The 19809-nt window shown below is 28.3% G+C and carries 19 protein-coding genes and 1 riboswitch; of the genes, 15 read left to right on the forward strand and 4 right to left on the reverse strand.

Going from position 1 to position 19809, the window contains the following annotated elements:
- The first annotated feature begins 16 nt into the window (after positions 1-16).
- The 11 genes from CHL78_RS03615 (at position 17) to CHL78_RS03665 (ending at position 9866) form a co-directional block, all read left to right on the forward strand.
- Positions 17-586 carry a DUF4269 domain-containing protein gene (locus CHL78_RS03615; protein ID WP_094366866.1) on the forward strand — a complete coding sequence of 190 codons (570 nt, stop codon included), beginning with the start codon at positions 17-19 and terminating at the stop codon, positions 584-586.
- 106 nt (positions 587-692) lie between these two features.
- The gene (locus CHL78_RS03620) at positions 693-1364 is read left to right on the forward strand and encodes a response regulator transcription factor (protein WP_094366867.1); all 672 of its coding nucleotides are present in this window, start codon (positions 693-695) and stop codon (positions 1362-1364) included.
- On the forward strand, positions 1354-2595 hold the full coding sequence (locus CHL78_RS03625; protein WP_094366868.1) for a sensor histidine kinase: 1242 nt from the start codon (positions 1354-1356) through the stop codon (positions 2593-2595). The genes CHL78_RS03620 and CHL78_RS03625 overlap by 11 nt, the downstream gene beginning before the upstream one ends.
- 136 nt (positions 2596-2731) lie before the next feature.
- Positions 2732-3049: a thioredoxin gene (gene trxA / locus CHL78_RS03630; RefSeq protein WP_094366869.1), complete on the forward strand. Its 318-nt coding sequence runs from the start codon at positions 2732-2734 to the stop codon at positions 3047-3049.
- A 32-nt stretch (positions 3050-3081) separates the two neighbouring features.
- Positions 3082-3975, forward strand: coding sequence for an NAD(P)/FAD-dependent oxidoreductase (locus tag CHL78_RS03635; RefSeq protein ID WP_199533982.1), 894 nt, complete (start codon positions 3082-3084; stop codon positions 3973-3975).
- A 182-nt stretch (positions 3976-4157) separates the two neighbouring features.
- Positions 4158-4526, forward strand: a complete 369-nt coding sequence (locus tag CHL78_RS03640) for an ArsR/SmtB family transcription factor (protein ID WP_094366871.1) — start codon at positions 4158-4160, stop codon at positions 4524-4526.
- A 2-nt stretch (positions 4527-4528) separates the two neighbouring features.
- Positions 4529-4900, forward strand: coding sequence for a NifB/NifX family molybdenum-iron cluster-binding protein (locus CHL78_RS03645; protein ID WP_116041206.1), 372 nt, complete (start codon positions 4529-4531; stop codon positions 4898-4900).
- 306 nt (positions 4901-5206) lie between these two features.
- The gene (gene mgtE, locus CHL78_RS03650) at positions 5207-6541 is read left to right on the forward strand and encodes a magnesium transporter (RefSeq protein ID WP_094368536.1); all 1335 of its coding nucleotides are present in this window, start codon (positions 5207-5209) and stop codon (positions 6539-6541) included.
- 99 nt (positions 6542-6640) lie between these two features.
- Complete coding sequence (locus CHL78_RS03655; RefSeq protein ID WP_094368537.1) at positions 6641-7753, forward strand: FtsW/RodA/SpoVE family cell cycle protein; 1113 nt, start codon at positions 6641-6643, stop codon at positions 7751-7753.
- A gap of 12 nt (positions 7754-7765) precedes the next feature.
- Positions 7766-8449 (forward strand): response regulator transcription factor, encoded by a 684-nt coding sequence (locus CHL78_RS03660; RefSeq protein ID WP_094368538.1) that lies wholly within the window; start codon positions 7766-7768, stop codon positions 8447-8449.
- The gene (locus CHL78_RS03665; RefSeq protein ID WP_243446361.1) at positions 8433-9866 is read left to right on the forward strand and encodes a sensor histidine kinase; all 1434 of its coding nucleotides are present in this window, start codon (positions 8433-8435) and stop codon (positions 9864-9866) included. Before CHL78_RS03660 ends, CHL78_RS03665 begins: the two co-directional genes overlap by 17 nt.
- Before the next feature lie 22 nt (positions 9867-9888).
- On the opposite strand, the gene CHL78_RS03670 is transcribed toward CHL78_RS03665, so the two are convergent.
- Positions 9889-10350, reverse strand: coding sequence for a hypothetical protein (locus tag CHL78_RS03670; RefSeq protein ID WP_094368539.1), 462 nt, complete (start codon positions 10348-10350; stop codon positions 9889-9891).
- 21 nt (positions 10351-10371) lie between these two features.
- A complete protein-coding gene (locus CHL78_RS03675) occupies positions 10372-11640 on the reverse strand; it encodes an ArsB/NhaD family transporter (RefSeq protein WP_094368549.1) in 1269 nt (422 codons plus the stop codon).
- 382 nt (positions 11641-12022) lie between these two features.
- Between CHL78_RS03675 and CHL78_RS03680 the strand changes: the two genes are divergently transcribed.
- On the forward strand, positions 12023-13447 hold the full coding sequence (locus tag CHL78_RS03680; protein ID WP_094368540.1) for an alanine/glycine:cation symporter family protein: 1425 nt from the start codon (positions 12023-12025) through the stop codon (positions 13445-13447).
- A gap of 25 nt (positions 13448-13472) precedes the next feature.
- Here CHL78_RS03680 and CHL78_RS21265 read toward each other — a convergent pair whose 3' ends face one another.
- Entirely contained in the window at positions 13473-13595 is a 123-nt protein-coding gene (locus CHL78_RS21265; protein WP_274541833.1) for a hypothetical protein, read from the reverse strand.
- A gap of 514 nt (positions 13596-14109) precedes the next feature.
- Between CHL78_RS21265 and recQ the strand changes: the two genes are divergently transcribed.
- From recQ to CHL78_RS03700, 3 genes are all read left to right on the forward strand, one after another.
- The gene (recQ, locus tag CHL78_RS03690; RefSeq protein ID WP_094368542.1) at positions 14110-16566 is read left to right on the forward strand and encodes a DNA helicase RecQ; all 2457 of its coding nucleotides are present in this window, start codon (positions 14110-14112) and stop codon (positions 16564-16566) included.
- Between the two features lie 79 nt (positions 16567-16645).
- Positions 16646-16867 carry a hypothetical protein gene (locus CHL78_RS03695; RefSeq protein ID WP_094368543.1) on the forward strand — a complete coding sequence of 74 codons (222 nt, stop codon included), beginning with the start codon at positions 16646-16648 and terminating at the stop codon, positions 16865-16867.
- A 190-nt stretch (positions 16868-17057) separates the two neighbouring features.
- Positions 17058-17903: a DegV family protein gene (locus CHL78_RS03700; protein ID WP_094368544.1), complete on the forward strand. Its 846-nt coding sequence runs from the start codon at positions 17058-17060 to the stop codon at positions 17901-17903.
- A gap of 32 nt (positions 17904-17935) precedes the next feature.
- Here the strand turns inward: CHL78_RS03700 and CHL78_RS03705 are convergent, their stop codons facing one another.
- Positions 17936-19324, reverse strand: coding sequence for an MATE family efflux transporter (locus tag CHL78_RS03705; protein ID WP_094368545.1), 1389 nt, complete (start codon positions 19322-19324; stop codon positions 17936-17938).
- Between the two features lie 365 nt (positions 19325-19689).
- Positions 19690-19801, forward strand: a riboswitch (TPP riboswitch).
- Positions 19802-19809 lie beyond the last annotated feature (8 nt).

Genomic DNA, 19809 nt, shown 5'->3' on the forward strand with positions numbered 1-19809 from the left:
TAAGAGGAGAAGATTAATGAAATATATAGACTTTAAAAATATAGAATATCTAAAATATGGTAATGAAAAACAAATTAAAAGCTATAATATACTTACAAATATTAATATATTTAATATTTTAAAAGAGTATACACCAGTGTTAGTAGGTACTATACCTATAGACATTGATATTAATACAAGCGATTTAGATATTATATGTGAAGTTAGAGATTTTGTAGGGTTTATATATGTATTAAAACAAAACTTTAGTGGATATGATGATTTTAAGGTTGATTGTCATGCAGAGAATATTGTTGTATGTAATTTTAAAGCTCAAGAGATAGAGATAGAAATATATGCATCTAAAGAAAATGTAGATAAAGCAAATGGATATAGGCATATGCTAGTAGAATATAGAATTATGAATTTACTTGGTAAGGATTTTAAAAATAATATTATTAAGCTTAAAGAAGATGGTATGAAAACAGAGCCTGCATTTGCAAAACTTCTAAAACTAGATGGAAATCCTTATGATGAGTTATTATTGTTTGAAAAATATTTAGATGAAGATATTATTAATCACTTTAAAAGATTAGAGAGAATATAAGTAATATTTGAAGATAATGGAGTAGAATAAAACATAAATACTTATAGATTAATTTATATTTTATAGATATAATTGAAATGAAAATAACTTGTTATGGAGGTAAGTAGTGAGGATATTAGTAGTTGAAGATAATATAAAACTTTTAAATAGTATAGTAAATGAACTTAGTAGTCATTTTGAAGTAGATAAATGTGAAGAAGGCGAAGAGGCATTGTATTTAATAAATCAAGATATATACGACTTGATTGTTCTAGATCTGATGCTTCCAAATATAGGAGGGCTTGATATTTTAAAAAGTATGAGAGGCACTGGAATATCTACACCAGTAATTATACTTACAGCAAAAGAATCTCTAGATGATAAAGTAGGGGCTTTTTCTATAGGTGCAAATGACTATCTGACTAAGCCTTTTTATATGGAAGAACTAGTGGCACGTGTGTATGCGATACTTAGAACTACAGGAAAGCTTAAGACTTTAAATACTTTAGAATTTGAAAGATTGCAATTAGATTTAAATAAAAGAAGGGTGTTTGTAGAAGGTGTTGAGATTGACCTTCAAAATAAACAATTTAATTTATTAGAGTATTTACTTTTAAATAAAGGGTCAATTCTACTTAAAGAGCAAATATACGATAGAATATGGGGAATTGACTCTGATGCTACTATTGAGATAGTAGAAGTATATATTAGTAATATAAGAAAGAAGCTAAGTAAATTTGGATATGATAAGTATATAAAGACTAAACGTAAGGTAGGATACATGTTTGATGACAAATAAAAATGTATTAACAAAAACTAAAAATAGCTTGATAAAGATAAATATACTTGTAGTAGGAAGTTTTTTAGTGATTTTCTCTTTATTTATTTATTCTTACTTTCAAGGTCTTACTAACCAAGGTATAGATTCTAAGCTAGAGGAAGAGTTTGAGTATATAACTACTCAACTTTCTAGTAACTCTTTTTTTAATCCAATGACACTTAAAGACCCCAGAGATATGGTATATGTTTATGAAAATGGAAGAGTTAGATATTATACAGAAAATAGATATTTTGACGGAGTATTACCAAATAAAAGAGAAGATAAGAATAATGAGTACTTTACATATACAGAAAATGGATATACTTTTAGAGAATTAAAGGTTAAGGTTGGAAAGTATACTATGCAAATAATAAGAAATATAGACTCAGAAGTAAGTTCTTTAAAACAACTTATGTTTGTATTAGTTATAGGAATATTTGCCTCAGTAATAATAACATATTATGTAGCGGTATATTTAACTAAAAAGGCACTTGTACCTATAGAAACAGCTTGGGTGAATCAAGAAAAATTCATACAGGATGCATCTCATGAGCTTAGAACTCCAATTGCAATTGTGTCATCAAAATTAGAAAGTCTATTAAAACATCCAAATAATATAGTAAGTGATGAAGTAGAAACTATTGCAGATGCAATGAAAGAAACTAGGCGATTAAAAAAGATGATAAGTGATTTATTGTCTCTTACTAAAGAGGATTCCATAACAAAAACAAATTTAGAGAAGTTAGATATAAAGCAACTTATAGATGAAATTTCAAATGACTATGCAGATATTGCAGAGTTTCAGAATAAAAGTTTTAATATAAGTTATGAATTAAGGAATAAATATATAATTACAGATAAAAATAAACTAAGACAGATGCTTCTTATATTCATTGATAATTCATTTAAATACACTAAAAAAGGAGATAGTATTTCTATAGATATTATAGAAGAAAAAGAAAATAGCATAGATATTTATATAAAAGATACTGGAATTGGTATAAAGGAAAAAGAATTATCATCTATATTTGACAGATTTTTTAGAAGTGAAAATGTAAGGAATCAAGATATAGATGGATCTGGTATTGGGTTATCTATTGCAAAAATGATTATATTAAATCTAAAAGGAAAAGTAGAGGTAAATTCTATTTTAGGAAAAGGCACAGAATTTAAAATTTCTATACCTAATTTATCAAATAAAAATATATAAAAAAATTTGATTTCACCTACAAACTATGGGTATAATTGGAATATAAACAAAAACAAAACAAATTTTTATATTTATTAACTATAATTTGATAATATTCATAATATATAGTGTGAAAATATTTAGGAGGGCTAAAGAAATGGCTAAAATAGTAAATACTTCTCAATTTAGAAGTGATGTTGAAAATGGATCAGGAGTTACAGTTGTAGACTTTTTCGCAACTTGGTGTGGACCTTGTAAAATGTTAACTCCAGTATTTGAAGCATTAGGACAAGAAATGGATGGAGAAGCAAGATTCGTAAAAGTTGATATAGATCAAAGTCTAGAGATAGCTCAACAATTTAGAATATCTACAGTTCCAACAATGATGATATTTAAAGATGGAAAGCCAGTAGAGTCACTAGTAGGGTTTATGCCTAAAGAAAAAATTAAAGCAAAGGTTCAAAAACACTTATAAAAAATAAAAATAAAAATAAATAGGTGGTATATATGAGATATGATATAGCAATTGTAGGTAGTGGCCCAGCTGGATTATCAGCAGCTATTAATGCAAAAATAAGAAATAAAAATATTATAGTATTTGGAACTGAAAACTTAAGCAATAAGTTAGTTAAAGCTCCATCAATAGATAACTATTTAGGTTTCCATGATATAAGTGGTGACGATTTAAAAGATAAATTCAAAGAGCATATAAAAAATATGGATATAGAGATATCTCAAAAGAAAATTAATAATATATATGCTATGGGTGATTATTTTGCACTTATGAGTGGCGATGAAATGTATGAAAGTACTACTGTAATACTAGCTACTGGAGTAGAATATGGAAAACCAATAAAAGGTGAAGAAGAATTCTTAGGTAAAGGTGTAGGATATTGTGCAACATGTGATGCGCCACTTTATAGAGATAAAAAAGTAGCTGTAATAGGTTATAATAAAGAGTCTGAAGAAGAAGCAAATTTCCTAAATGAAATAGCATCAAAGACATACTTTATACCAATGTATAAAAATGAAAAATTAATGAGATCTTCTCATGATTTAGATAGTTCTATCGAAGTAATAAATGATAGACCTTTACAAATACATGGAGAAAATCTTGTAAATAAAGTTGCATTTAAAGGTAAGGAAATAGATGTTGATGGTGTATTTGTTATAAAAGATAGTGCATCTCCAAAATCATTAGTTCCTGGAATTGAAACTGATGGTCCTCATATAAAGGTAGACTTAAATATGAAGACTAGTATAGATGGTTGTTTTGCAGCAGGAGACTGTGTAGGTAAACCATATGCATATATAAAATCAGCTGGTCAAGGATATATAGCTGCTTTAAATGCAGTATCTTATTTAGATAAGTTAAAGATAGAAGCTAAGAAAAACCAATAAGAATTTAAATATTAAATTTTATATACTATTAAAAAAAACCTTTTGATTTAAACAATCAAAAGGTTTTTTATTGTAAGTAAATAGAAAATTTTATATGAAAATAATTAAAATATGCCTTGCGAAATTTGATTAAGAGTACTACAATTTAGTTAAGTAATTACTTAATTAAATAAGAGGTATATATGAATGATTTAGCTAGGGTATTTAAAGCCTTAAGTGATGAGACTAGATTAAACATATTGGTTTTAGTATCAACTAGAAATATTTGCCAAAAAGGTATATCAAAATACTTAGGGATATCAGACTCCGCAGTTTCACAACATATAAAAGTATTAAAAGAAGCAAATATAATAACTGGTTGTAAAGAAGGTTATTACGTATTGTATCAAATAAATGAAAATGCATTTGAAAAATGTGTAGGCTTCATAAATTCAGTTAATAGTCAAACTAGTCAAGAACTACTAGATATAAGACGAATTACAGCAAATAATATTAGTTGTAATCTAGGTTGTAAATCTATAAAAAAATGTTGTAGAAGAAGGGAGAAATAAAAATGAAAGTTTGTATACCAGTTGAAGTAAATAAAGGATTAGATAGTAAACCTTATGGGCATTTTGGATCAGCTCCATTGTTTGTATTATGCGATTTGGATAGTGGAGATGTTAAATCAGTAAATAATGGTGACTTAGGACATGAGCATGGCAAATGTCAACCTATTAAAGCATTAGAAGGTAATGTAGTAGATGCTGTAGTAGTAGGTGGTATAGGTCAAGGTGCGATAATGAAATTAAATTCAATGGGGATAAAAGTATATAGATCAGCAGCTGACACTATTGGAGAAAATCTAGAACTACTTAAAGAAGATAAATTACAACAGTTCCCTACAAACCATACATGTTCTCATGATGGTTGTGGACACCACTAAGATAGATAAGAAGTTAATATATATAAAATACCAGGTAAAACTATGTATAGTTTTACCTGGTATTTTTTTATACTCCATAATTTCTCCATATTGTTTTTGTATAATTATGATAGGAAATTTAATGAGCCATAAAATAAATTTTTTAAGGAGTGTGAGGATATGGACGATAGTCCCTTAAGGCTAATAAAAGAGTACGAAAAAGAATGTTTTATAGAGTTCATAGAAATCACAATCAAGGTAAAATTTTATAATGTTGGGCTTTAATTGTGTAGATTAAATGCTATGAACTCTGAGAGGAGATATATCATGGCAATGACAATAATGGAAATGATAAAAAATAACAAAATTATAGAACTTAGCGAATATTTACAAGAAAAAAACTCAGTTGATATAGCTAAGAACATGATGTACTTAGAACCATGTGATTTAATATTAGTATTTAGAATACTGCAAAAAGATACGGCAGCAGAGGTGTTTTCATATTTAAAACAAGAATCTCAGCAGTATATAGTTGAATCTATTTCAGATGATGAAGTTAAAGAGGTTATAGAAAAATTATTTTTAGATGATACAGTTGATTTTATAGAAGAGCTTCCTGCAAATGTGGTTAAAAAGGTGATTAGAAATACTTCTCCACAAAAGAGAGAGTTTATAAATCAATTTCTGAAATACAAAGAATGCTCAGCAGGATCTATTATGACAATAGAGTTTGTTGACTTAAAAGAAGAGATGACTGTAAAAGAAGCAATAGAGCATACTAGAAAAACTGGAGTCAATAAAGAAACAATTGATACTTGTTTTGTTATAGACAAATATAGAAGACTAAAAGGTATACTACCAATTAAGAGTCTTATATTGAGTAAAGAAGATGAATTAATAGAAAATATTATGGATAACTCTAGCGTATATGCAAAGACTTCAGAGGACCAAGAAAGAATAGCTTACTTATTTAAAGAATATGATTTAGTCTCTATGGCAGTAGTAGACAATGAAGAGAGATTAGTAGGTATAATAACAATAGATGATGTAGTAGATATTATTGAACAAGAAAATACAGAGGACTTTCAAAAAATGGCTGCAATGGAACCTACTGATGAACCTTATTTAAAAACATCAGTTTTTACACTTGCAAAGCATCGTGTTGTTTGGCTGCTAGTACTTATGATTTCTGCCATGGTAACAGGAAGCATTATTCAGCAATTTGAAGATGTACTTCAATCAGTAGTGATACTAGCTTCATTTATACCTATGCTTATGGATACAGGTGGAAATGCAGGTTCTCAATCATCAACTTTAATAATAAGAGGTTTAGCATTAGGAGATATAAAAATAAAAGACTACCTAAAAGTAATGACAAAAGAATTTAGAGTTAGTTTAATAGTAGCGACAGTTTTATCAGTAGTTAATTTCTTAAGACTTTATTTATTACAAAAGGTAGATATAATGGTTTGTTTAACTGTTTGTGGAAGCTTATTTTTCACAGTAATAATAGCAAAAATAGTGGGTGGTATTTTACCTATTATTGCTAAAAAATTAAAATGTGATCCTGCAATAATGGCTAGTCCATTAATAACTACAATTGTGGATGCATTTGCTTTAATGGTTTACTTTACATTAGCAAAATTATTTTTAGGAATATAATAATTTGAATTTAATTAGCCTAGGATAGCTTTTCATATCTTGGGCTTTTAATTATGTAAAATATTTTAGTTTGCAAATAATAAATAGATAAGGTGGAATATGAAAAAGATAAATTATAAATTATATAAAGAGATAGATTGGAAGTTAATAATAATTATATTTTTAATATTTGGGTTTGGAATATTAATGTTAAGTAGTGCGACTCATACAAAATATACTGGAAATTATAATAAGATAACTAAGCAATTAATAGCATTTGCATTAGCAGTTGTAATAATTATTTCTATGCTATTAGTAGACTATAGAAAATTGGGTAAAAGGTATAAATTATTTTATATTTTAAGTATAATATTACTAGTTTCTGTGTGGATACCTGGATTAGGAAAAGTACAAGAAGGATCGAGAAGGTGGATAAAACTAGGTCCACTTTATCTTCAAACATCAGAACTAGTTAAGCTTACATTTATTGTTAGTTATGCTAAAATAGTTGAGAGAAGTAGAGGTAAATTAAATACCATAAAAGACTTGATACCAGTTATTTTATATGCGATGCCAATATTAATACTAATGTTAATTCAGCCGGATCTTGGAGGAACTATAGTATTTGGATGTATAATAGCAGGTATGCTTTTTACTGCAGGTTTAAATATGAAAATAATTAAGAATGCTTTTATAATTCTTATAGTATCAGTACCTCTTATATATTTGTCTATGGCACCCCATCAAAAGGTTAGAATACAGGCATTTTTGCATCCAGATGATTTAAGTTATGCAGGGAACTATCAAGTTGTTCAGTCTATGATAGCAATAGGCTCAGGAGGGCTTAAAGGTAAAGGATTATATAATGGAACACAAAATAATAGTAACTTCTTGCCTGTTCAGGATAGCGATTTTATATTTGCTGTTATAGGTGAAGAATTAGGGATTATAGGAATGATTACCATTATATCTCTATATGCTATGTTTTTAATAAGAATGATAACTATAGCAGGTCAGATAGAGGATTTCTATGGAACATTAATAATAGTCGGTGTAATGAGTATGTTTGCATACCAGACAATACAAAATATTGGTATGACAATGGCACTAATTCCTGTTACAGGTGTTACTTTGCCATTAATAAGTTATGGAGGAAGTTCTTTAGTATCATCTTTAAGTAGCATTGGTTTAGTTTTAGGAGTAGGCATGAGAAAAAGAAAAATAAACTTTTAAAGGAGAATATATATGTTTAATATTTTGCTTGTAGATGATGAAAAAAAAATATGTGAGTTTGTAAAAGCTTGTTTAGATAAAGAGGGATATAACACACATGTAGCTTATGATGGAAAAACAGCTATAGAATATTTTGATGAAAATAACTATGATCTGATTATGCTAGATAGAATGCTTCCAGATGTAAGTGGAGAGCAGGTATGTGAATATATTAGAAGTAAAAGTGAGGCTCCAGTCATAATGCTAACAGCTAAGATAGAAGATGAAGATAGAATAGATGGATTTAAGCTAGGGTGTGATGATTACATATGTAAACCATTCAATGTAATTGAGCTTGTCTATAGAATAAAGGCAATGTTAAAGAGAACTAAAAATAATGAAGGCAATTATGTTATCAAGTTTGGAGACGATTTTGTGTTAAGTACCTTATCTCCAGAGCTAAAGATAAGAAACAACAATGTAGTACTAACTAATACGGAATATAAGATTCTTTTAATCTTAGCATCTAATCCAAATAAAGTGTATACAAGAGAAGAGCTTTTAGAAAATACTATAGAAGGATATTATGAAAAAATAGATAGAGTAATAGATAGTCATATTAAAAACTTACGCCAAAAAATAGAAGTAGATTGTAGTAACTGTAAAATAATAAAAACTATATATGGTGTAGGATACAAATTTGGATTACAAAACTAAATCAAAGTCAATAAATGTAAAAATAATAATGGCGTTTACTTTTATTATGATTTTAACTATTATTTCAATAAAAGTATTTATGAATCTATCATTTGATTCTGCATTTGAAAAATATGTAGATGATAGCAATAGAGCAGAAGTAAAACACCTTATGTTTGATTTAAAACATATCTATAAAGATGGAAGTTGGGACATAAATACTATAAAGGAATTAGGAGAAGATGCTATTTATAAAGGAATAGCACTTGAAATATATGACAAAGATAAAAAATTAGTATGGAGTATTTTTGAAGATGAAAAAGTATTATCAAATATAACTTTGAAAAAAATTAGCGAAGATATGCAGAGTATTGATAATAAATGGAATGATAAGTTTAGTGAGTATAAGCTTGAGGTAAAAGATGAAAATGGAGAGGTAGTAGGATATCCTTATATAGGACATTATGCATCAACTTATTATATGGAAAATGATATGGAGTTTTTCAAAATAATGAACAAATACATGTTGCTTATTGGATTTATGTCTATTACTGGCATTATTATTATATCAATCATAATATCTAAGTCTATCTCAAATCCTATAGCAAAAGTATCTAAGATGACAAAAGTAATAGAAAAAGGTAATTATAAGGATAAGCTAAATTATAAAAGTAATATAAAAGAAGTAGATGAGCTAATATTATCAATAAATAAATTAGCTAGCGCACTAAATCAGCAAGAAAAATTAAGAAAAAGACTAACTACTGATATTTCTCATGAGCTAAGAACTCCAATAACAAGTATTAAGGGTCATTTAGATGTGATAATAGCTGGTATATGGGAGCCAACAACAGAACGATTAATTAGTATAAATGAAGAAGTGTCTAGGATGAACAACTTAATAGATGAACTTGGACGTTTAGCAAAATATGATAGCGAAAATGAAGAATTGGAAATTGAAAAAATAGATTTGGCAAAGTTATTAAAAAATATTGTTTTTAACTTAGAAAGTAAAGCTATGGAGAAAGAAATATATATTGAATGTGAACTTCAAGAAATAAAGATTAGTGCAGATAAAAAGAAGATTTACCAGGTTCTAGTAAATATTATATCGAATGCAATTAAGTACACTGGAGAAAAAGGAAAAATATATATAAAAACATATAATGATGATGAGTATATAAATATATCAATAAAAGATAATGGAATAGGCATACCAGTAGAAGACATAAATCATATATTTGAACGTTTTTACAGAGTTGATAAGTCTAGAAACAAAGAAACTGGAGGAATAGGAGTAGGCCTTACAATAGCTAAATCAATAATAGAAAAGCATAAAGGTAATATTATAGTAAGAAGCGATATAAGCAAAGGTAGTGAATTTATAATAAGGTTACCAAATAAACTTGATAGTAATGATAAAAGGCACTTGAATTAATAATTCAAGTGCCTTTTATTATTTACTTCCATATTTCTCTAGCATCTTTTTTTATTTCTTCTATTTCATCAACTATGTCACTTAGTTCTTTGTCTAAGCCTTGAAGATGACGCTTATCTACATCATAATTTAAAAATAACTTCTCTATATTTTCAGTAATAGAATTAAATTTTTTTGCGACATTTAAAAAAGAGTCAAAATTACTGCTATTCATTGCATTATTGAATTTATGTAAATCTTTTTTTATGAAAGAAACAATTTCATATTCATCATCAAAAACACCATGAGAAAGTGGGTATGGTTTAATTCTTTGTAAAAAGTATTGGTTTTTCGCATTTATGTTATAAGTATAAGAAATTTCCAAAGTATCATTTAATCTAAATTTTATAAAATATAGTAAACCTCTGACTACTTTAACCTCAGTTGCACCAATTTGTCTAAGCAGTAATTCTATGGAATCGCCTTTAGCAGTATTAATATTCATTTAAAATAACTCCTTTCAAATTTAAGCAAATTTTATAAGTAAATAAACTGTTGATAAGACTATTGATAAAATCATGATTGGAAAACCGTATTTAAAGTATTCCTTGAAACTTATTGGAAAACCATGCTTTTGTCCTACACTTGCAAGTACTACGTTTGCGGACGCTCCTATAAGTGTTCCATTACCGCCTAGACAAGCACCTAGGGATGTAGCCCACCAAAGAGGCATAACATTAACACCTTCAGCACTCATTGTGAGAATTAATGGAATTAGAGTAGCTACAAAAGGTATATTATCTAAGAAAGAAGATATTATCGCTGATAACCATAGTACTATTAACATAGTAAGTATCATATGACCTTTAGTTGCACTGATTAATACAGTTGCAAGTTTATGGATTATTCCTACTTCTTCTAATCCACCAACAACTACAAACAAACCAATAAAAAATGCTATTGTAGACCATTCTATACTTGCAAGAATCTCTTCCACATCTTGCTTTCCTATTAAAAGCATTACAGTAGCGCCCGTTAAGGCAACAATACATGAGTCTAACTGGATTACATTATGGAACATAAATCCAATTAAGATAAAAAATAATACAACTATACTTTTAATAAGAAGATTTTTATCTTTGATTGCTTTATTTTCATCTAAATCTAAAATTCTTGACTTAGATAAATCATCTACAACAAGACCTTTAGCAAACAAAAATTTAAAGCAAATAATAATAACGCCTAATAAGATTAATACAATAGGACCTAGATTAAATAAAAAATCAGTAAAACTCAAATTAGCAGCACTACCAATCATAATATTTGGAGGGTCACCTATAAGAGTTGAAGTACCACCAATATTTGATGCAATAATTTGAGTTATCAAAAATGGTACTGGGTTTATTTTAAGAATTTGTGTTATAACAATTGTTGTAGGCCCAATAAGTAAAACCGTAGTGACATTATCAAGAACTGCAGATAAAGCAGCAGTTATAATTACAAAGCACACCATGATTTTCCAAGGATCTCCATTAGATTTTTTAGCAGTCCAAATAGCTATGTATTCAAATAATCCTGAGTTCTTAACAACAGCAACAACCAGCATCATACCTACTAAGACTCCAATTGTGTTAAAGTCTATATGACTTATTCCGCTTTCTAATGGAAGTATATTTAATATTATCATTAAAAGCGCACCACCTAAGGCAGCAACACATCTATTAATCTTTTCGGTTATAATAGCAGCCATAACCAATAAAAATATACAGATAGCTAGAATTTGTTGAATCTCCACCATAATCATCTCCTAAAAATAATTTCAACTTTGATAGGTTAATCGTAGTACTTTTTATTTGCTTTAGCAATAAATTATTATGTTTAATTAAATTGATATAATATTTAGTCTGCAGTTCATTTATAAAATGAAAATGTTTACACTGAATGAATTTAGAAATTTGCAATGATAAAAAAAAAATTTGCATTTTCGTGTTGAATTATATCAAAAAAAAGCGTATAATTAAAACAAATGAATAATTGAAAAAAAAATATGCAATTTTTAGATTTAAGAAAAATAATAATAACTTACATAACTTTTGAACTTGTAAGATTATGATTATTAAAAATTATGATTAAAGTGAAATTCACTATATGAAAATAAAAGAGAGGGAGAGATAAAAATGGAAATGTTAAATAGTTTAGTAGTCAATGTAAATGACTTTTTATGGACCTATATTTTAATAGCTATGCTTCTTGTATTAGGTATTTATTTTACAATAAGAACAAATTTTGTACAATTTAGATACTTTAAAGAAATGTTTAGGCTTTTAGGAGATGGAGCAACGGGAGAAAAGAAAGAGGGATCAATATCTTCTTTCCAAGCTTTCTGTATAAGTACTGCATCTAGAGTTGGAACTGGAAATATAGCAGGTATTGCCATAGCAATAGTAGCAGGAGGACCTGGATCTGTATTTTGGATGTGGCTAATAGCATTAATAGGCTCTGCATCAAGTTTTGTAGAAAGTACATTAGCGCAGATATATAAAGTAAGAGATGGAAAAACTTTTAGAGGTGGACCAGCTTACTATATGGAACAAGGTTTAGGTAAAAAGTGGATGGGAGTAGTTTTCTCAATACTTATTACAATATGTTTCGGATTTATATTTAATGCAGTACAATCAAATACAATTGCAGCTGCATTTAGTAATGCCTTTAATATAGACAGAATGCTTATTGGTATAGTCCTTGCAGCACTTACAGCAGTAGTAGTTTTTGGTGGTGTGCATAGAGTTGCAAAGGTATCTGAGATAATAGTTCCAGTACTTGCAGTTTTATATATATTAGTTGCATTATTTGTAGTAGTGATAAATATAGGAGAATTACCAAACATACTAAAAATGATATTTGAAAATGCTTTTGGATTTAGAGAAATGTCTGTAGGTACTATGGGTGGTATGATTTTAGTAGGTGTAAAAAGAGGATTATTCTCAAATGAAGCAGGTATGGGTAGTGCGCCAAACGCAGCTGCAACAGCAGATGTATCTCACCCTGTTAAGCAAGGTTTAATACAAACATTAGGTGTATTTACAGATACAATAATAATATGTAGCTGTACTGCATTTATGATACTTCTATATTCAGATTATTCAACAGTAGGTTTAGAAGGAATTGAGTTAACTCAAGCAGCATTAACTTCTCATATAGGACCTATAGGTGGAATATTTATAGCTTTATGTATACTATTATTTGCATTTAGTTCAATAGTAGGAAACTATTACTATGGAGAGTCAAACATAGAATTTATGAGTGGTAGTAAAACAGTATTAAATATATTTAGAGCAATAGTTGTTGTTATGGTTCTATTTGGAGCTGTAGCTAAAGTTGAAATAGTATGGAACCTAGCTGATGTATTTATGGGATTAATGGCAGTTATAAACTTAATAGCAATATCATTCTTAGGTAAATATGCATTTATTGCATTAAAGGATTATACAGACCAAAAGAAAGCTGGTATAAAGGAACCTGTATTTGATGCATCAAATATACCTGGTTTAGAGAATGTATCAGAATGGAAAGGTCAAAAAAGTGAAAAGCAATTAGGATAATATATAAAAGGGACTGTCTCAAATATTAATTTGAGGCAGTCCCTTCAAAACTTTCTAAGTGATCACAAAACTTATGAAACTCTTCAATATTTTTTATTTCTTGTAGATTTCTTATATCTATCATTATATTACTATATTTATGTAGCATAAATTCCATATCGTAAAGTGGACACTTTACAAATCCATCATTGAAGCTGTACTTATATGAATCATATTTATCAATGTTTTTCTCAAAAAATTTTATCTTAGCATAACAAAGCTTATGGATATTAAATAAAAGAGCTAGGGTTGATTCCTTAGTTGCAAACTTATTCGAAAAATATTTTACCGTATGATATTTATTATGCTTAAATTCCCAAATTAAATCATTATTTAGAGTAAGAGAGTACTTTTTTAGAAGCTTGTATTTTTCTGGTGTTAAACTGTTTGTATATTGCGATTTAATATGACATCCCTCCTAGAAATTTTGCACTTATATTTTAATAAATGTTATTATAGTTATATTGTACAAAATAAAAATGGATAAATAAAATAGAAAGATATTATAATTAAAAGATATGTATAAGGAAAATCAATGATAATGACTACATTATATGAATAGAAAAATAAGCAATTGATAATAATTTAAACAAACAAAGGTTCGGAACTAAGGAGATTAAAATATGAACAAAAATGCACTAGAAATACTATCTAAATACTATGGATATTCAAGCTTTAGAAATGGACAAGAAGATATAATTAATTCGATAATTTCTAATAATGATGTACTTGCAATAATGCCAACTGGTGGAGGTAAATCAATCTGTTATCAAATACCAGCATTAGTATTAGATGGTGTAACATTAGTAATATCGCCATTAATTTCTCTAATGAAAGATCAGGTTGACACGCTTACCTCTATGAATATAGAGGCGGTATATATAAATAGTTCTTTGGGAACAAGAGAGTTTAATGAGATATTAGAGGGAATAGAAAATGATAAATATAAAATAATTTATGTGGCGCCAGAGAGGCTAGAAAGTTTTGAATTTATTAATATCATAAGAAATAAAAATATAAGTCAACTTGCAATAGATGAAGCTCATTGTGTTTCTCAATGGGGACATGACTTTAGACTAAGTTATAGAAAAATATCATTATTTATAGATAGTTTGTATAAAAGACCTATAATTACAGCTTTTACAGCTACAGCTTCTAATGAAGTCAGAAAAGATATCATAAAGTTGTTGGAGCTAAACAATCCTGATACATATATTACTGGATTTGACAGAGAAAATCTATCTATTAATATAGTAAAATCTTCAGGCAAAAATAGATATTTGTTAGACTATATAGAAAATCATAAAAATGAATCTGGAATAATATATGCAGCAACTAGAAAAGAAGTTGAAAATATATACCAAGGATTAATTAAGAGAAATATATCTGTATCTAGATATCATGCAGGATTATCTCAAGAAGAGAGAAAAATAAATCAAGAAGAATTCATAAAAGATAATATTGATATAATGGTAGCAACTAATGCTTTTGGTATGGGTATAGATAAACCCAATATTAGATGGGTAATACATTATAATATGCCGCAAAGTATAGAAAACTACTATCAAGAAATAGGTAGAGCTGGTAGAGATGGAGAAAAAAGTGAGTGTATACTTTTATTTGCTCCAGGAGACTTACATATACAGAAATATTTAATTGATATTGGAGTTGAAAATCCTCAAAGAAAATTATTTCAACACAAAAAATTACAGCAAATGGTTGACTTAGTCTATAGTAACTCTTGCTATAGAAAGAGTATATTAACATACTTTGGAGAAGAAGGTAAAGATGATTGCAACAACTGTAGCAATTGCCTTAATGAAGGTGAAGTAGTTGATAAAACATTAGATGCTCAAAAGGTTATATCTTGTATAGCTAGAATGAAAAGAAGTTTTGGTACTACTATGATAGTAGACGTGCTTAGAGGATCTAAGAACAAAAAGGTAATAGGACTTAGATTTAACGAACTTACTACTTATGGAATAATGAAAGATTACTCAAGTGAAGGTCTAAAAAACTTTATTAACACTTTAGTATCACATGGATATTTAGAGTTAGTAGAAAATTTAGGTGCTAGAGGAAGTTTCCCAACTATAAAATTAAATGAACAATCTACAAAAGTAATTAAAGGTGAAAGTAAAGTAGAGTTTAAAGAAGCTATAGTTAGTAAAGCTATAAATATTAGTAGTGAGCTATACGAGTCTTTAAAAGAATTAAGGCACACAATTGCAATAGAAAATCAAATTGCTCCTTATATGGTATTTGGAGATGGGACACTTAGAGTTATGTGTAGTACTTACCCAACAAGCAGAGAAGAAATGCTAAGTATTTCTGGGGTTGGAGAAGTTAAGTATGATAGATATGGGAAAGTGTTTGAAGATGTTATTCTAAAGTATGTAGAAGAAAAGAATATAGATAAGAATAAGACTAACTCCGATGGAGAAGGTACAAACGATGGCAAAGACAATGAGTTTTTCATAGTAAATACAGATTATAAACTATATGAACTTTTAAAAGAATATAGACAAAATGAGGCAAAATCTCAAGGAATAGCTCCATTTATGGTATTAGGGAACAATACGTTGAAGGAAATAAGTGGAAGATACCCTGAGGATGAGGAAGATCTAAAAGATATATCAGGTATAGGACCGGCAAAAATAAATAAGTATGGAGAGAATATATTAAAAATAGTTGAAGATTATGTTAGATCAAACGATATAACTGTAACTTGGGAAGATAAAAAAAGATTAAAACTTGTATTAGATGGTGAAAGTAGGAAAAATAATGAAATAGCTTTAGATTTGTTAAATCAGGGGGAAACTTTAAAAAATATTAGCTATGAATTAGAGATATCTTTATCTACTCTAATGGGATATGTTTGTGATTATGTAAAAGAAAACAAAGATATTAAGTTTAAAATAAATTTTAAGGATTATTATACTGAAGAGGAAAAGGAAATGATAGAAGCCGCTATAAATAATTTTGGAGAGGAAAAGATAGGAGAAATAAAAAAAGCCTTACCAGAATATATTAGATATGAGAGTATAAGAGCAGTTATATTAGAAAAATACATAAAATAAGATAAGTTTATTTATTAAGTATTAGTAAGAAAGGATTATGTAAATTTATCTATAGTATAAATTAAATGGGGGGATTGCTATGGAGAGATGGATAAAACTAAATCTGTATATGGGTGGTGCTGGGATATTACTTTGTGGAGCTAGTCTTATATTTATAAATAAGATACCACTTTTTCTACTTCCAGCTTTATTTGGTGTAGGTATTACTTTTAAGTGTACACGTAATATCTATAAAAATGAAGGGCCTCCAAAGAGTAGAAAATCATATAATCAAAGTAAAAGTAGAAAAAGGAAAAAATAGATTAATAAAATATCTAAACATAAATTCAAATATTAAGCATGACACTTAAATCATAGGTGTCATGTTTTTTATGGATAAAAACTTGAACCTGAAAGGGGAATGTGATAAGATATTAGTACCAGGTTATAATATTAAATATAAAAATAATATGCAATCATAAATTATATAGTTTTATAAATACGGAGGAAATATGAATAATATAAAGATAGTGTGCGATAGCTTATCAGATATACCAAAACAATTGGTGGAGGAATATGACATACATGTAGTACCACTAAGCGTACTATTTGAAGATAAAGAATATGTAGATGGAATAGATATAACAAAAGAAGAGTTTTACCAAATGTTAAGAGATAGCAAAAAATTACCAAAGACATCTCAAGTAACATATATGTCATTTAAAACTACTTTTGACAAATATTTAGAAGAAGGAAAAACAGTATTATATATTGGAGGGTCTTCAAATGCTTCTGGTACTTACCAAAGTGCAGTAATGGCAAAAAATGATACAGAAGGTGAACTTTATACTTTTGATAGTTTATCATTATCAATAGGAAGTGGATGTATAGTATTATCTGCAGCTGAAATGGCGAGAGAAGGTAAATCAATAGATGAAATTCTTAAGCATTTAGAGGCTATTAAAAAAGATACAGAGGTAATATTTACAGTGGATACACTAGAGTATTTACAAAAAGGTGGAAGAGTATCTTTAGCAAGTGCAACAATAGGTAATATGCTTAGCATAAAGCCTATCTTAGGAATAGATAATGGAAGTGTAGGATCTAGAGCTCAGGTAAGAGGTAAAAAGCAGGTAATCGGAAAAATAATAGAAATGATAAAAGATAAGTTTGGAGATAACTTAGAAAATAAAAGAGTCATAGTTGGATGTGGTGATAACCAAGGTGACCTTGATATCTTGACAAGCAAAATAAGTGATGAGTTAAAACTTGGAAAAGTTGAGTCAGTACATATAGGAAGTTGTATTTGTGCTCACTCTGGACCTGGAGTTTTAGGAATTGCAGTTTGCGATAAATAAAAATAAGAGGCTATATAGCCTCTTATTTTTATTTATATTAAAGATTCATTTACGTCACTAACCATATTTTTAATCCATTTGAAAGATTTAAATCGTTTAATCATAAGTACAACTTTTATAACTTCTTCAACCATTGCAAAAGCAACTACTGTATATATTGGTAGCTTTAATATAAAGGCGGCAAAAGCAGCTAATGGTATACCAACAAGCCACAGTGTAGATCCTTGTAGTATAGAACCAAATGTAGCATCTCCACCACCTCTAAGTATTCCAACTATCATAACAGCATTATACACTTTAAAGACCATAACCATAGCATAAATGTATAGTATATATTGAGATGAAAGCTTAACTTCAGGGGAAACATTGAAGAACATTACAATAGGTTTTGCAGCTAAAGCCATTAAAATAGCTAATAATATTGAAATCTTTAATGAAAGAGAAGAAATCTTCTTTGAAGCATCTATTGCTGCATCTTCTCGACAAGCACCTATCTCATTACCTATTATTACTACAGCAGCATTTGCAAGACCAAATGTAACTATCATAAATAGATTCATAACAGTACTACATATTTGTATAGAAGCTGCAGCGCTAGTACCTATTCTAGCATATATTGCAGCGTAAGTGATATTTCCAAAAGCCCAACATGCCTCATTTATCAATATTGGAATTGTAACCTTAGTAAGAACAGAAGATATAGGGCTTGGCAAATCAAATACATATTTTAATTTTAATTTTAGTACATCAACTTTAGTATAGACAACACTAGTTATTATTACAAATTCAACTACTCTTGCTATTAATGTAGCAAGGGCTGCACCTTTTATTCCCATCGCAGGGACACCAAATAATCCAAAGATTAGTATTGAGTTTAAAATGGCATTTACAATAAGGCCGATAAAACTCGCCCACATTGGAAGACGTGTATTACCGATACTTCTAAGTCCGGATGCGAATGTAAATGTAATTGTAGTAAAGAAATAACTTATAACAACTATTTTTAAATAATCCACACCTATTTTAATAACTGTAGGGTCATTATTGAAAACTGCCATAATTTTTTCTGGAATAGTTAAACCTAATATCATAAATAATATGGTTAGCGCTAATCCATAAAATAGTGATCTAGATAGGACTCTTTTTATGTTATAAGTATCTTTTTTACCCCATAATTGAGCTATAAGAACTCCAGAACCTATTGCTATTGCGTTTGTAAGTAATGAGAATAAAAAGTAGTATTGATTAGCTATACCTACTGAAGCAAGCTCAAGTTCACCTACTTTTCCTATCATCATTGTGTCTAGCATATTAAGAGATGATGCTATTAGACTTTGTAGAGTTATTGGTAGAGTAATTACAAATAAACGCCTGTAAAACTCTTTATCATTTTTGTATTTCCTTATTGTATGATTTATCATATAAGACCTCCTTGGAAAATATTTTCACCACAATAAAAAAACACCCGCTTTTAGGTTTTTTTAAAAGTGGGTGTTCTACACTCATATAAGAAGAATCATTTCTCATATAGAAATATTAATTTATTATTGCATTACGAAACTATTTCAAATTAAATATAAAATCTATAATATTATATAATCCATATACAGATAAGTCAATAAAAAGATTATATTATTACTTTATATAGATCTTATTAGCTTTACTAAGGAGTCTATAATGAAAAAATAGACTCAGGTAATAAAAATTATTTATGGTAAAAAATGTATAATATTGTTGTGATTAAAAAAACGCTATGCTATACTCAACTTATAAAAATAACAACTGAATTTAGAGCTAGGGGCGCTAGAATTGGCTAGCTGAGAAAAAAGCCGTAAACTTATAAACCCTAACAACCTGCTCAAGGTAATGCTTGCGAAGGGAAGCTTTAAGTATAATTTACTAAACT

This window comes from Romboutsia weinsteinii, from assembly GCF_002250835.2.
Taxonomy (GTDB): Bacteria; Bacillota; Clostridia; order Peptostreptococcales; family Peptostreptococcaceae; genus Romboutsia_A; species Romboutsia_A weinsteinii.